At 75.5% G+C, this 14,618-nt stretch carries 9 protein-coding genes; 4 read left to right on the top strand and 5 right to left on the bottom strand.

All coding sequences use genetic code 11. The annotated features are described in order from the left end of the window. Positions 1 to 14: 14 nt before the first annotated feature. A complete protein-coding gene (locus tag Q1A09_RS08320) occupies positions 15 to 713 on the bottom strand; it encodes a response regulator (protein ID WP_299953482.1) in 699 nt (232 codons plus the stop codon). Continuing rightward, entirely contained in the window at positions 710 to 2,338 is a 1,629-nt protein-coding gene (locus Q1A09_RS08315; protein WP_299953481.1) for a sensor histidine kinase, read from the bottom strand. The genes Q1A09_RS08320 and Q1A09_RS08315 overlap by 4 nt, the downstream gene beginning before the upstream one ends. Positions 2,339 to 2,492: 154 nt before the next feature. Between Q1A09_RS08315 and Q1A09_RS08310 the strand changes: the two genes are divergently transcribed. Next, the gene (locus tag Q1A09_RS08310) at positions 2,493 to 3,893 is read left to right on the top strand and encodes a cation:dicarboxylate symporter family transporter (protein ID WP_299953480.1); all 1,401 of its coding nucleotides are present in this window, start codon (positions 2,493 to 2,495) and stop codon (positions 3,891 to 3,893) included. Between the two features lie 94 nt (positions 3,894 to 3,987). Next, positions 3,988 to 5,745: a SpoIIE family protein phosphatase gene (locus Q1A09_RS08305; protein ID WP_299953479.1), complete on the top strand. Its 1,758-nt coding sequence runs from the start codon at positions 3,988 to 3,990 to the stop codon at positions 5,743 to 5,745. Between the two features lie 9 nt (positions 5,746 to 5,754). On the opposite strand, the gene Q1A09_RS08300 is transcribed toward Q1A09_RS08305, so the two are convergent. The 3 genes from Q1A09_RS08300 to Q1A09_RS08290 all read right to left on the bottom strand — a co-directional run bounded on the left by Q1A09_RS08300 (position 5,755) and on the right by Q1A09_RS08290 (position 8,861). After that, a complete protein-coding gene (locus Q1A09_RS08300; protein WP_299953478.1) occupies positions 5,755 to 6,690 on the bottom strand; it encodes an alpha/beta fold hydrolase in 936 nt (311 codons plus the stop codon). A 63-nt stretch (positions 6,691 to 6,753) separates the two neighbouring features. Then, the gene (locus tag Q1A09_RS08295) at positions 6,754 to 7,944 is read right to left on the bottom strand and encodes an ATP-binding protein (protein ID WP_299953477.1); all 1,191 of its coding nucleotides are present in this window, start codon (positions 7,942 to 7,944) and stop codon (positions 6,754 to 6,756) included. 212 nt (positions 7,945 to 8,156) lie between these two features. Next, positions 8,157 to 8,861, bottom strand: a complete 705-nt coding sequence (locus Q1A09_RS08290) for a TVP38/TMEM64 family protein (RefSeq protein WP_299953476.1) — start codon at positions 8,859 to 8,861, stop codon at positions 8,157 to 8,159. Between the two features lie 288 nt (positions 8,862 to 9,149). On the opposite strand from Q1A09_RS08290, the gene Q1A09_RS08285 reads away from it, so the two are divergent. Continuing rightward, the gene (locus Q1A09_RS08285; RefSeq protein ID WP_299953475.1) at positions 9,150 to 9,539 is read left to right on the top strand and encodes a phage holin family protein; all 390 of its coding nucleotides are present in this window, start codon (positions 9,150 to 9,152) and stop codon (positions 9,537 to 9,539) included. 76 nt (positions 9,540 to 9,615) lie between these two features. Further along, entirely contained in the window at positions 9,616 to 14,613 is a 4,998-nt protein-coding gene (locus tag Q1A09_RS08280) for an NAD-glutamate dehydrogenase (RefSeq protein ID WP_299953473.1), read from the top strand. Positions 14,614 to 14,618 lie beyond the last annotated feature (5 nt).

The raw sequence follows: 14,618 nt of genomic DNA, 5'->3' as shown, positions 1-14,618 counted from the left end.
CGTGTTGGGGCCGGTCACCGCCAGCGGTAGCCGACCTCCGGGCGCCCGGCCGTGCCGTACCGGGGGCTGCGGGCCACCAGCCCGGCGTCGGCGAGGTGCTCCAGGTAGCGCCGCGCGGTGATCCGGGAGGCGCCGATCAGCTCGCCGGTCCTGGCCGCGGACAGCCCGTCGGGGGCTGCCCCGTCGGCGCCCCGCAGCGCCGCCACCACGGCCTCCAGCGTCTCCCGGGACATGCCCTTGGGCAGCACCGCCGGGCGGGGGGCGCGCACCGCGTCCAGCGCCCGGTCGACGTCGTCCTGGCCGGTCAGGTCGCCGTGACCGGCCAGCCGGGCCCGGTAGTCGGCGTAGGCGGTCAGCCGGTCGCGCAGCGCCGGGTAGGTGAACGGCTTGAGCAGGTAGCCGACCACCCCGGCGGAGACCGCGGCGCGGACGGTGGCCAGCTCCCGCGCGGAGGTGACGGCCAGCACGTCGACGTCCCGGCCGGTGGCCCGCAGCCAGCGGACGACGTCGGTGCCGTGGGCGTCGGGCAGGTTCATGTCCAGCAGCACCAGGTCCACCGGACGGCGGGTGAGCGCCTCCCGGGCGAGCGCGCCGGTGCCGGCCACGCCCACCGCGGTGAACCCGGGCGTGCGGTCGACGTAGAGCCGGTGCGCCTCGGCGGCGATCGGCTCGTCCTCGACCACCAGCACCCGGACCGGCGGGTCGCCGCTCACCGCAGCCCCGCCGGCGCGGGCAGTGGCACGGTGACGGTGAACTCCGCGCCCGGGCCGGGCCGCACCTCGATCGTGCCGCCGTGCCGGCGCACGGTCTGGGCCACCAGGGCCAGGCCGAGGCCGCGCCCCAGGCCGGCCGGCGCCCCCGGGAGGGCCGCCTTCGTCGTCCAGCCCTGGTCGAACACGTGCCGGGCCTGCTCCTGCGTCAGCCCCGGCCCGGTGTCCTCGACCCGGACCTCCAGCACCGCGCCGTGCGCCCGCAGCAGCAGGTGCACCTCGTGCGGCGGGGGGCCGTCCAGGGCGGCGTCGACCGCGTTGTCCAGCAGGTTGCCCACGACGGTGACCAGGTCGCCGCCGGGCAGGCCGGTGCTGCCCACCGTCGAGTCGGGGTCGACCACCAGCGCCACCCCGCGTTCGTGCGCCGCGGCCGCCTTGCCCAGCAGCAGGGCGGCCAGCACCGGCTCCTCGACCGCGGCGACCACTTCGTCGGTCAGCCGCTGGGCGACGGCGAGCTCGGTGGTGGCGAACTCGATCGCCTCCTCGGTGCGGCCCAGCTCGACCAGGGAGATGGTGGTGTGCAGCCGGTTGGCCGCCTCGTGGGACTGCGCGCGCAGCGAGGAGGCGAACGCGCGGACGCTGTCCAGCTCGCCGGTCAGCGCCTGCAGGTCGGTGTGGTCGCGCAGGGTGACCACGGCGCCGACCGGCCGCCCCGCCTGCCGCGCCGGCGCCTGGTTGACCACCAGCACCCGGGACCGGGTCACCTGGACGGCGTCCACGGTCAGCTGCTGCCCGGTGAGCAGTGCGGTGAGCTCGGCGGGCAGGCCCAGCTCCGTGACGTGCCGGCCGGTCGGGTCGCCGGCGAGGTCGAGCAGCCGGCGGGCCTCGTCGTTGACCAGCTGCACCCGGCACCGGCCGTCGACCAGCAGCAGGCCCTCCCGGACGGCGTGCAGCACCGCGTCGTAGTACTCCAGCATCCGGGCCAGCGGGGCCGCGCCCAGGCCGTGGGTCTGCCGGCGCAGCCGCCGGCTGATCGCCCAGCTGCCCATCCCGCCGACGGCCAGTGTCGCCAGCGCCGTCCAGGCGATGCCGGGCAGGGCGCTCCGGAGGTCATCGCCGATCGCCGAGACGGTGATGCCGGCAGAGACCAGGGCGACCACCTCGCCCCGCTCGTCCAGCACCGGCCCGGTGGCGCGCACCGAGGGCCCCAGAGTGCCGGTGTAGGTCTCGGTGAAGGTGCGCCCGGCCAACGCCGGGCCGATCGTGCCGAGGAACGGGCGGCCGATCTGGGCGACGTCGGGGTGGGTGTACCGGGTGCGGTCGGGGGCCAGCACGGTGATGAACGACGTCCCGGTGTCGGCCCGGATCCGCTCGACGTAGGGCTCCAGCAGGCCGGTGGGGTCGGGCCCGGTGACGGCGGTGAGCACGAAGGGCGAGTTGGCCAGGCTCTCCACGATGCCGAGCACCTCGGACTCGGCGGCCTCCCGCACCGCCGTCCGGGCGGAGCTGTAGGCCACCCCGCTGGCGACCAGCACCACGACCGTCACCAGGCACGCCTGCAGGAGCAGCAGCTGGCGGGCCAGGCTGCCGCGGCCCGGCCGGCGGCCGGCGGGAGCGGGCGGGTGCACTGGCCGAGTGTCCACCGCCAGGAGCCCCGGCCGTGAACGCTATGAACACATGCGTGACCGCCGTCACGCTGCGGGTCAGGGTGCTCAGGTCGCCCCCTCCGGGCGACCTGATCCGAGGCCAGGAGCCCCGGCCGCCGACTCCACAGGAGCAGTCATGGCCACCGGCAGCACGCCCGTCGACCAGGGAGCGGACACCGGCACCCCGAGCCGCCACCGCGACCGCACCCACTGGCTCTACCTCGCCGTCATCGCCGCGGTGGCCCTGGGCATCCTGGTCGGGCTGGTCTTCCCCGACTTCGCCGTCGGCCTCAAGTGGCTGGGCGACGCCTTCGTCGCGCTGATCAGGATGCTGATCGCCCCGGTCATCTTCTGCACGATCGTGCTGGGCATCGGCTCCATCCGGCAGGCGGCCAAGGTCGGCCGGGTCGGTGGCCTGGCGCTGGGCTACTTCATCGTGATGTCCACCTTCGCCCTGGCCATCGGGCTGGTGGTGGGCAACCTGCTGCACCCCGGCGACGGGCTGCAGATCACCGAGGAGCTGCGCGACCGCGGCGCGGAGTACGCCGGCGAGGCGGAGGGCGCGGGCGGCACCACCGACTTCATCCTCGGCCTGATCCCGGAGACCCTGGTCTCCGCGCTGACCGACGGCTCGGTGCTGCAGGCGCTGCTGGTCGCGCTGCTCGTCGGCTTCGCCATCCAGGCGATGGGGCCGGCCGGTGAGCCGGTGCTGCGCGGGATCGGCCACTTCCAGCGGCTGGTGTTCCGGGTGCTGTCGATGATCATGTGGGTGGCGCCGGTCGGCGCGTTCGGCGCCATCGCCGCCGTCGTCGGGGCCACCGGCGTCGACGCGCTGAAGAGCCTGGCGATCCTGATGCTCGGCTTCTACGCCACCTGCGTGCTCTTCGTCTTCGGCGTCCTGGGCACGCTGCTGCGGGTGGTCGCCAAGGTGAGCGTCTTCAAGCTCTTCCGGTACCTCGGCCGGGAGTTCCTGCTGATCGTCTCCACCTCCTCCTCGGAGACGGCGCTGCCCCGGCTGATCGCCAAGATGGAGCACGTCGGCGTCTCCAAGCCGGTGGCCGGCATCGTGGTGCCGACCGGCTACTCGTTCAACCTGGACGGCACGGCGATCTACCTGACGATGGCCTCGCTGTTCATCGCCGAGGCCCTCGGCGACCCGCTGTCGCTGGGTGAGCAGATCGGCCTGCTGGTGTTCATGATCGTGGCCTCGAAGGGCGCGGCCGGGGTGACCGGCGCGGGCCTGGCGACGCTGGCCGGTGGGCTCTCCTCGCACCGGCCGGAGCTGCTGGAGGGGGTCGGGCTGATCGTCGGCATCGACCGGTTCATGTCCGAGGCCCGCGCGCTGACCAACTTCGCCGGCAACTCGATCGCCGCCGTCCTGGTCGCCACGTGGACCAAGGAGCTGGACCGCGAACAGCTGGACGCCGTGCTGTCCGGGGAGCGGCCGTTCGACGAGGCGACGATGGTGGACGACGGGCACGGCACCGACCACGGCGGCGCCCCGCAGGCTCCGGCCGAGCTGCCGGCGGCTCGCTGACCGGCGCCGGGGGGTCACCCAGCAGAGGGACGCGCCGCGCCCAGCCAGGCCCGGACGGTGGGGCGCGGCGCGCGTCATGAGGCACAGTGAGCCCATGACCACGGTGGGTGGGGCGGCGCGGGCCGACCTCCTGATGCTCGCCGTGGAGGGCATGGCCCGGCCGCTGTTCGTCCTCGACCGCGACTGGCGGTTCGGCTACATCAACCCCGCCGGCGCAGCGCTGCTCGGGCAGACCGTGGACGCACTCACCGGCCGGGTGGTCTGGGAGGTCTTCCCGGAGGCGGTCGGCGGCCCGTTCGAGCAGCACTACCGGCAGGTGGCGGCGACGGGGGAGCCGGCGAGCTTCGAGGCCTGGTTCGCGCCGCTGCGCACCTGGTTCCAGGTCGACGCCTTCCGCACCGAGGCCGGCGTGGTGGTCACCTACGACGACGTGACCGCCCGCCGCCGGGTCGAGCGCGAGCGCGAGGAGGCCGTCGCCGCCCGTGAGGAGGAGGCCGCGCGGGCCGCGGAGTCCGCGGCCGCCGCCGAGCTGGCCGGCCGGCACCTGATGCTGCTCGGCGACATCAGCCAGGCGATGACCGCCACCCTGGACATCGACGAGGCGGTGCAGCGCTTCGCCGAGCTCGTCGTCCCCCAGCTGGCCGACTGGTGCCTGGTGAGCGTGGTCGAGGACGGCCGCCGCCGGGACGTCGGCCGGGCGCACCGCGACCCGGCGATGGTCGAGGCGATGCACCACTACGCCGACCTGCGCGCCCGCACGAACTCCTCGACCGCCCCGGTGCCCACCGCGCTGCGCGAGGGCCGGTCGGTGGTCATCCAGGACCTGCAGCCCGAGCAGGTCGAGGCGATGACGACCCCGGCTGCGCGGGTGGCCCTGGCGCCGCTGGCCCCCGCGGCCGTCGCCACCTTCCCGCTGGTCGCCCGCGGCGAGCTGTTCGGCGCGCTGACCCTCGTCACCGGCCCCGGGCGTGGGGCGTTCACCGACGCCGAGCTGCGCACCGCCGAGATCGCCTCCCGGCGGGCCGCGCTGGCCCTGGACAACGCCCGGCTGGCCACCGCGCAGAGCCGGGTCGCCGAGCGGCTGCAGCGCAGCCTGCTCTCGGCCCCGGTGCAGCCGGACCACCTGGAGCTCGCCGTCCGCTACCGGCCCGCCGCGCAGGACGTCGCCATCGGCGGCGACTGGTACGACGCCTTCCAGCAGCCCGACGGCGCCACGGTGCTGGTGATCGGTGACGTGATGGGCCACGACCTGGAGGCCGCGGCCGCCATGGCGCAGCTGAAGACGCTGGTCCGGGCGATCGCCTACGACCGGCAGGACGAGCCGGCGGAGGTCGTGCGCCGGGTCGACCGGGCGGTCGCCGGGCTGGACGTCACCACGCTGGCCACCGCGCTGGTCGCCCGGGTCGAGCAGCACGACGTCGACCACGCCGCCGGGCTGCGGCGGCTGCGCTGGGCGACGGCCGGCCACCCGGTGCCGCTGCTGCTGCTCGCCGACGGCACGGTGGCCGACCTGGAGGCCCCGGTCGGCCCGCCGCTGGGGATGGGCTGGATGGGGGAGCGGGCCGACGGAATGGCGCTGCTGCCCCCGGAGAGCACGCTGCTGCTGTTCACCGACGGGCTCTTCGAGCGGCGCACCGGCGACCTGGACGAGGGGCGCGCCCGGCTGCGGGCCGCCGTCGCCGAGCTGGCGGGGCAGCCGCTGGACGTGCTCTGCGACGGCCTGCTGGCCGCGCTGCTGGACGAGGGCGCCGAGGACGACGTCGCCCTGCTCGCCGTCCGCGCCCACCGGGAGCCGAGCCGGCCCGCGGGGGACACCCGGGCGACGGCCGGGGTGGCCGCCGTCCGGGTCTGACGCCCGGGATCAGCGGTCCCGGGCCGCGGCCTCCCGCACTGCCGCGGTGATCGCGGCGACGCCCTGCTCGGACCAGAGGATCGACCAGTGGTCGGTGTCGGGCACCTCGCGGGCGGTGACGTGCGCGCCGGTCAGCCCCATCCCGTCCAGCCGCACCTCGTCGTAGAGGCCGGGCACCTGACCCTGCATCCCGCGGGTGGCCCACAGCAGGGTGGCCGGGACGGGCAGGTCGGTGGTGGCCTCCAGCACCGTCTGGTTGCGCAGCATGTCGGCGCCGTCCACCCGGACGGCCTCGTGCACCACGGCGCTGTGCAGCTCCGGCTCGCTGCCGGTGAGGTCGCGGGTCAGGAAGCCGGCGACCTCGGGCCGGTCTGTCCACGGGCCGACGGCGGGGTGCTCGGCCCAGTACCGCCGGACGGCGTCCAGGTCGGGGAAGGTCTCGTCCAGCCGGGCCAGCGACGACCCGAGGAAGGCCGCCAGCATGTCGTCGGTGTCCGCGGCCGGCGGGACGGCGAAGGGCAGCCCGCCGTCGACCAGCACCAGCCCGTGCACCAGTTCCCGGGCGATGCCGCTGGTGGCCAGCGCGGTGACGAAGCCGCCCATCGAGTGCCCGACCAGCACGGTGGCGTCGGCGCCGGCTGCGGCGTCGGCACCGAACCGGTCGAGCAGGCTGGCCAGGTCGGCCGCGTGCTGCGACAGGCCGTAGGGGCCGGCTAGCCCCGCGCTGCCGGCCCGGCCCCGCAGGTCGGGGGCGACCACCTCGCACTCACCGGCCAGGGCGGCGGCGACCGGGGCCCAGACGGCGGCGTTGCCGGTGATGCCGTGCACCAGGACGACCAGCGGGGCGCCGGGGGCGTCGGCGGCCCAGTACAGCGCGGCCAGCTCACCGCCCTCGACCGGGACGGTGATCTCCTCGGGGGAGCGGACGTCGGCAGGGGTGCTCACGTCGATCACCCTGCCGCCCCGGCGCCGACGTTGCACGTGGAACCGTGCTCGGCCGGTCCTCCCTCAGTCGGTGGCGTGGCTGAGCAGGTAGCGGCCGAAGTGCGGCACGGTGAAGGCGATCTGCCCGCGCTCGGCGGAGTAGACCAGGCCCTTCTTGATCAGCGAGTCCCGGGCGGGGGAGAGCGAGGCGGGCTTGCGGCCCAGCGAGACCGCGACGTCGGAGGTGCCGACGGCGGCACCGGTGGGACCACCCAGCTCGGCCATCGCATGCATGTACTCGCGCTCGGCGGGGGTCGCCCGGTCGTAGCGCGAGCCGAAGAAGCCGACCGCGAGCTCGGCCTCGGCGGCGGGGGCGGCCATGGCGACGTCGGCGGCGGTGATGGGGGAGGAGGCGGCGACGTCCCAGGTGACCTTGCCGTAGGCCTGGACGAAGTAGGGGTACCCGTCGGCGGCGGCGTAGAGGGCGTCGAGCGCGTCGGGGTCGAAGGCGACGTCCTCGCGCTCGGCCGGGGCGAGCAGCGCCCGGTCGGCGGCGGCGCGGTCGAGCCGGTCGATCCGCAGGTAGCGGAAGAGCCGTTCGGAGTAGCTCTTGGACGCGCTGAGCACCGCGGGCAGGTGGGGGAGCCCGGCGCCGACGACGATCAGCGGCGACCCCTGCTGGGACAGCTCGTGGCAGGCGGCGCAGATGGCCGAGACGTCGTCGGCCTGCACGTCCTGCATCTCGTCGATGAACAGCGCCACGCCCTTGCCGACGTCGGCGGCGATCCCGGCGACGTCGGACAGCAGCTCCACCAGGTCGATCTCCATGTCCCCGGAGTCGGCCCGGCCGGTGGCGGCGGGGACGTCGATGCCGGGCTGCCAGCGGTCGCGCACCTTCGCGTCCGCGGGCGCCTGGCGCTGGGCGAAGGCCTTGAGCGTGCCGAGGACGGCGTCGGTGGACTCCTGGTCGGGGTGCCGCAGCTCGCGCAGCGCCATGTGCAGCGCGGCGGACAGCGGGCGGCGCAGCGACTGGTCGGGGCGGGCCTCGATCTTGCCCGTCCCCCAGCCGCGGCTGATCGCCGCGGAGCGGAGCTGGTTGAGCAGCACGGTCTTCCCCACCCCGCGCAGCCCGGTGAGCACCAGTGAGCGTTCCGGCCGGCCGCGGGCGATCCGCTCCAGGACGACGTCGAACGCCGACAGCTCGACGTCCCGGCCGGCCAGCTCGGGCGGTCGCTGGCCGGCGCCGGGGGCGTACGGGTTCCGCACGGGGTCCATGTCGAGCAGCCTATGGGGTCGTCTTGCCCAGGGGGTAGACACGCATAGACGACGGCATGGTCGATCGTCTCGATGTCCGTCTCCGGCACTCTAGGGCCACAGCTAGACACGGACATACGACGACAGAGCCCCGTCGACCCCTGATCGGCCGTTCTCCCGCGACGGCGTCGACCGTAGCGCGGTATTCGAACACGCGTTCGAACGAGCGACGCTCAGTCGGGCGATGCGCCGGCTGTGCCCGCCCGGCGCCGGCGCAGGCCGAAGGTCGCCAGCACGAGCACGGCGACGGTCAGCGGCAGCAGTCCGAGCAACCACGACGGCTGACCGTCGCCGACGGTGGCGCCGATGGTCACGTGCAGCACGGTGCCGGGGAGCAGTCCGAGCGCAGTGCCGGCCAGGTGGTCGCACAGCCGCATGCCGGACAGGCCGCCGGCGTAGCTGACCAGGGTGAACGGTACGACCGGCGTGAGCCGGCCGATCAGCACGGCGAGGAAGCCCCGCTCGGCGAGCAGTGCGTCGGCGCGGGCCAACCGTGGCCCGGCCAGGCGGGTGACCGTCTCCCGGCCGAGCAGGCGGGCGAGCGTGAACCCGGCCGCCGCACCGAGCACACCGCTGGGGACCGCGAGCGCCAGGCCGCCCCAGAAGCCGGCGAGCACCCCGGCCAGCACCGACAGCGCGGTGCGCGGCACGGGGGCGAGGGTGGCCAGCGCGAGCCCGGCCAGCAGTGCGGCCCAGCCGACCGGTCCGGCGTCGGCGAGCCAGCGGCGCAACGTGGCCACCTCGGGGAGGTCGACCAGCAGGGCGACGGCGATGCCGGCCAGCAGCACGGCCAGCAGCAGGAGGGCCCGCCGCAGCGCGCGCGGGGGCAGCCGGCCTGCGGTCCGGCGGTAGGACGCCGGTTCCGGATCGCCGCCCACGGGGTGAGTCTGGCAGTGGAACGCAGCGCCCCGCCGGGAGCCGAGTCCCGACGGGGCGCGCGATGGCCGGTCCAGCAGGCGCCTCTCGGCGAGTGGTCGCACGGGGCGACGAGGGGTGGAGCCCGGGGTCCGTCCGGACCGGCACCCGGATCAACGCCGGAATCGTCCGATTGTTCCCAACCGGATCGCGCGCTCTCCGTCTCCGACGTCCGTCTAGCAACGACGCGAGACAGCGGTAGACGGCGCCAGATGTCCGGCTCCGGACGGCGTGGCGCTAGCCTCCCCGCCGTGGCCACGATCGGGAAGTTCGCCGTCCGCGTCGTCGTGCTGGCGGCGATCATCTACGCCGTCACACGCCTGGTCGACGGCATCGAGGTGATCGGCAACCCGACCGGCTTCTTCGGCGAGACCGGCACCTACCTCTGGGTGGCGCTGCTGTTCGCGCTGGTCAACTCCATCGTCGGGCCGATCGTCCGGTTGCTCGCGCTGCCCTTCGTGATCCTCACCCTCGGCCTGTTCCTGCTGGTGATCAACGCGGCGATGCTCGGCCTCACCGCGGCGATCTCCGACCGGTTCAGCGTCGAGGGGTTCCTGGCCGCGGTCTTCGGCGGCTTCCTGATCGCGCTGTTCAGCTGGATCGCCGAGCTCGTGCTGCCGCTGAAGGTGCGCGCCGGCTGAACCGCGTCGCGGCACCGGCCGGGCAGATCACGGATGTGCGTGCGGGGGACCTGACCGGCCACTAGCGTCGGTGAGCATGGCTGGCCCCGGTGCGTCCCCCGATCCGTCCACCGCTGCCGAGCCCGACCACGGCACCGTGGACCTGACCTCCGGCACCGTGGACCTGACCTCCGGGACCGCCGACATGGCCTCGCTGGAGGCGGCGCAGGACGAGAAGCGCCGGCTGCTCGACGAGGCCGGCCGGGTGGCTCGCGCGCAGCTCGGCGGCGAGCAGGCGCTGCCGGCCGGCATGCAGCCGGCTGACACCGCGGCGCTGATGCACCGCTACTACGCCGGCGAGCCGGCGGCCGAGGTCATCGGCCACGACCCCGCCGCCCTGGCCGCGCTGGCGCTGCAGCACGTGCGGCTCGCCGCCCGGCGGGCCCCCGGCACTCCGGTCGTCGACGTGCACCGCACCGCCACCGGCCGCGCCGTGCTGCGCTGCGTGGTCGACGACATGCCCTACCTGGTCGACTCGGTCACCGCCGAGGTGGTCCGCCAGGGCGTGGCGCTCGACCACGTCGTCCACCCGGTGGTCGTGGTGCGCCGGGACGCCGAGGGTGAGCTGATCGCCTTCTGCGACAGCGCGGACGCCGCATCCTGCGGCGCTGACGCGCTGGCCGAGTCCTGGATGGCCGTCGTCCTGTCCGGGCACGTCGACGAGGAGTCCGCCGCCGACCTGCTGACCGGCCTGGAGCGGGTGCTGGCCGACGTCCGCTGCAGCCACGAGGACGCCGGTGCGCTCGCCCAGCGCGCCCGCGAGGTCGCCGACTCCCTCGAGCGGCTCGCGCCGGACGGCGACCCCGCCGGGCACCCGGCCGACGACCCGGCCGAGGCCGCAGCGCTGCTGCGGTGGCTGGCGGCGGGCAACTTCCTGTTCCTCGGTGCCCGCACGGTGGAGCTGGTCGGCGACGCCGCCCAGCCCGCGACCGACGTGGTGGCCGGCTCGGAGCTCGGTGTGCTGCGCAGCGCAGCGGACCGCGCGACGTCGGTCGCCCCGGCGGCGCTGGCCGTGCCGGGTGCGGTGGCCGCCCGCCGGGTGCGGGTGACCAAGGGCGACACGCGGTCCACCGTGCAGCGCCCGGCCTGGCTGGACCTGGTGGTCGTCGACCTGCCCAGCGACACCCCCGGCAGCCGGGGCCGGCAGCACCTGCTGGTCGGGCTGTTCCCGAACGAGGCCTACACCAGCAGCGTCCGGGACGTGCCGCTGGTCCGGCGGATCGCCGAGGCGGTGCTGGCCCGCTCCGGGGTGCCCGCCGACAGCCACTCCGGCAAGGAGCTGCTCGACGTCCTGGAGACCTACCCGCGGGACGAGCTGCTCCAGGTCGACGTGGACGAGCTGCTGCCGGTGGCGCTGGCCGTGCTGCACCTGCGCGAACGCCGGCAGACCCGGCTGTTCCTGCGCCGGGACCCCTTCGACCGCTTCTTCTCCGCGCTGGTCTACCTGCCCCGCGACCGGTACACGACCCAGGTGCGGCTGACCATGCAGCGGCTGCTGCTGGAGACCCTGGGCGGCACGAACGTCGAGTTCACCGTCCGGTCCAGCGAGTCGGTGCTGACCCGGCTGCACTTCGTCGTCCGGATGCCGGTCAGCCGCCGGGGCACTGCCGCGCTGCCCGAGGTCGACGTCGCCGCGCTGGAGGCGGCGCTGGCCGCCGCGGCCCGGAGCTGGACCGACGACCTGGCCGCCGCCCTCGCCGATCGGCACGGCGACGAGGCGCCCCGGCTGCTGGCCCGGGTCGCCGACGCCTTCCCGGCGGCCTACCAGGAGGACTTCCCGGCCCAGGTGGCCGTGGAGGACCTCGCCCGGCTGGACCGGCTGGTCCCCGGCGGGCTGGACCTGCGGCTGTGGGCGCACGAGGGCCCGGACGGCGAGCGGCGGCTGACCGTCTACCGGGTCGGCGAGCGGCTGCTGCTGTCCGACGTGCTGCCGGTGCTGCAGCACATGGGCGTCGACGTCCTGGACGAGCGGCCCTACGAGATCGACCGGATCGGCGCGCCGATGGCCTGGGTCTACGACTTCGGGCTGGCCTCCCCGACCGGTGAGGTGCCCTTCCCCGGCACGCTGCCCGAGCGGTTCACCGACGCGATCACCGCGGTCTGGGCCGGCCGGGCCGAGGACGACGCGCTGAACTCCCTGGTGCTGCTGGCCGGCCTCACCTGGCGGCAGGTCGCGGTGCTGCGGGCCTACGTGCAGTGGCTGCGCCAGGGCGGGCTGCCCTTCGGCGAGGGCTACGTGCAGGAGACGCTCGCCGCGCACCCGGGGATCGTGGCCCGGCTGGTCGCGCTGTTCGAGACCCGGTTCCACCCCGACCGCTCCGCCGGCCGCGAGGCCCGGACGACGGCGCTGGTCGAGTCGCTGACCGAGGCGATCGGGTCGGTGGAGTCGCTGGACGCCGACCGGGTGCTCACCTCGCTGCTGGCCGCGGTGCGGGCCACGCTGCGCACCACCGCCTACACCGCCGGGGTGTTCACCGGCGGCGCCCCGCTGGCGCTGAAGCTCGACCCGCACGCCGTCCCGGACCTGCCCGAGCCGCGCCCGGCACGCGAGGTGTGGGTGAGCTCGCCGCGGGTGATGGGCGTGCACCTGCGCTTCGGCGCGGTCGCCCGCGGTGGGCTGCGTTGGAGCGACCGGCGGGAGGACCTGCGCACCGAGGTGCTCGGCCTGGTCAAGGCGCAGACGGTGAAGAACACGGTGATCGTGCCGACCGGTGCCAAGGGCGGGTTCGTCGTCCTGCGCGGGCCGGGAGAGGGGGCCTCCCGCGACGAGGTGCTCGCCGAGGGCAAGGCCTGCTACGAGCTGTTCATTGGCGCGCTGCTGGCGCTCACCGACAACCTGGTCGAGGGCACCGTCGTCCCGCCGGAGCGGGTGGTGCGGCACGACGGCGACGACACCTACCTGGTGGTCGCCGCCGACAAGGGGACGGCGACCTTCTCCGACCTGGCCAACGCGGTGGCGATCGAGCGCGGCTTCTGGCTCGGGGACGCCTTCGCCTCCGGGGGCTCGGTCGGCTACGACCACAAGGCGATGGGCATCACCGCCCGCGGCGCCTGGGAGTCGGTCACCCGGCACTTCCGGGAGCTGGGCGTGGACGTGCAGAGCCAGGAGGTCACCGTCGTCGGGATCGGCGACATGTCCGGTGACGTCTTCGGCAACGGGATGCTGCTGTCGGAGCACCTGCAGCTGGTCGCGGCCTTCGACCACCGGCACGTCTTCGTCGACCCCACCCCGGACGCCGCTGCCTCCTTCGCCGAGCGCCGCCGGCTGTTCGCGCTGCCGCGCTCGTCGTGGGCCGACTACGACCGGTCGCTGATCAGCGCCGGTGGCGGGGTCTGGCCGCGGACGGCGAAGTCGGTGCCGGTGTCCGAGCCGATGCGGGCTGCCCTCGGGCTGGCCGCCGACGTCGACGCGCTCAGCCCCGCGGAGCTGGTGCGCGCGGTGCTGCTGGCCCCGGTCGACCTGCTGTTCAACGGCGGGATCGGCACCTACGTGAAGGCGGCGTCGGAGAGCGCCCTGGACGTCGGGGACAAGGCCAACGACGCGGTGCGGGTCGACGGCGGGCAGCTGCGGGCGCGGGTGGTCGGCGAGGGCGGCAACCTCGGCCTCACCCAGCGCGGGCGGATCGAGTACGCGCTGGCCGGTGGCCGGGTGAACACCGACGCCATCGACAACTCCGCCGGCGTGGACACCTCCGACCACGAGGTGAACATCAAGATCGCGCTGAACCGGGTGGTGGACGAGGGCCGGCTGGACGCGACCGGCCGGGCGCGGCTGCTGGGCGAGATGACCGACGAGGTCGCCGCCGACGTGCTGGGCGACAACTACGCGCAGAACGCCGCGCTGGCCGGGGAGTCCGCGGCCGCGCGGGGCCTGCTCGACGCCCACCAGCGGTACCTGCGCGCCCTGGAGCGGTCCGGGCGGCTGGACCGGGCCGTGGAGGCGCTGCCCGACGACCGGGCGATCGTGGAGCGGCGCCGGGACGGGCAGGCGCTGACCAACCCCGAGCTCAGCGTGCTGCTCGCCTACGCCAAGATCGAGGCCGGCGACGCGGTCCTGGACAGCGGGCTGCCCGACGACCCCGCGCTGGACGAGCTGCTGACCGGCTACTTCCCGGCTCCGCTGCGCCGCCGGTTCCCCGCGGCGATCTCCAGCCACCCGCTGCGCCGGGAGATCGTGGCCACCGCACTGAGCAACCGGACGGTCAACACCGCCGGGGTGACCGGCCTGTTCCGGCTGGCCGAGGAGACCGGGGCGCCGGTGTCGGCGGTGGTGCGCGCGCACACCGTGGCCCGGGCGGTGTTCGGCGTCGACCGGCTGTGGGACGCCCCCCGCGAGCTGGACAACCGGGTGCCGGCGGCGACCCAGGTGCAGCTGCGCACCGAGGCCACCCGGCTGGCCGAGCGGGCGGCCCGCTGGCTGCTGCGCGTGCCGGAGCTGACCGCGGAGCCGGCGGCGTCGCTGGCTGCGGTGGTCGACCGGTTCGCCGAGCCCGTGGCCGAGGTCTGCGCGGGGCTGCCGGGCTGGCTGCTGGGTGCGGACGCCGAGGCCTACGCCGAGCGGGCGGCCGAGCTGCGGGCGGCCGGGGTGCCCCCGGAGCTGGCCGCCGAGGTCGCCGCCGCGCCGCTGCTGCCCACCGCGCTGGACCTGGCGGTCGTCGCCGAGGACACCGGGGCGCCGATCGCGCTGGCCACCCAGGTGTCCCAGTGCCTGGCCGAGCGGCTTGGGCTGGTGCCGCTGCGCGAGCTGGTGACCGGGCTGCCCCGGGACCGCCGCTGGCCGTCGATGGCCCGGGCCAGCCTGCGCGACGACCTGGCCAGCGAGCAGGCGACGCTGACCGCCGACGTGCTGGGCCTGCGGGCCGAGGACCGGGCCGAGGACGCCGCCGCGCTGGTCGAGCGGTGGGTCGAGGCCTGGGACGTCACCCAGCAGCGCGCGGCCACCCAGCTGGCCGAGCTGGCCGGTGGCGACCGGCACGAGCTGGCCGAGCTGCTGGTCGCCGTCCGCACCCTGCGCGGCCTGCGCCGCCGTCGGTAGACCGA

The organism is uncultured Modestobacter sp. (assembly GCF_947486615.1).
Taxonomy (GTDB): domain Bacteria; phylum Actinomycetota; class Actinomycetes; order Mycobacteriales; family Geodermatophilaceae; genus Modestobacter.
Note: the sequence above shows the minus strand (reverse complement) of the source record. Positions and strands in the feature narration are given on the sequence as shown.

Coding starts and splice junctions, on each gene's coding strand:
- Q1A09_RS08310 (WP_299953480.1), top strand. CDS start 2,493: ATGGCCACCGGCAGCACGCCCGTCGACCAGGGAGCGGACACCGGCACC.
- Q1A09_RS08305 (WP_299953479.1), top strand. CDS start 3,988: ATGACCACGGTGGGTGGGGCGGCGCGGGCCGACCTCCTGATGCTCGCC.
- Q1A09_RS08295 (WP_299953477.1), bottom strand. CDS start 7,944: ATGGACCCCGTGCGGAACCCGTACGCCCCCGGCGCCGGCCAGCGACCG.
- Q1A09_RS08280 (WP_299953473.1), top strand. CDS start 9,616: ATGGCTGGCCCCGGTGCGTCCCCCGATCCGTCCACCGCTGCCGAGCCC.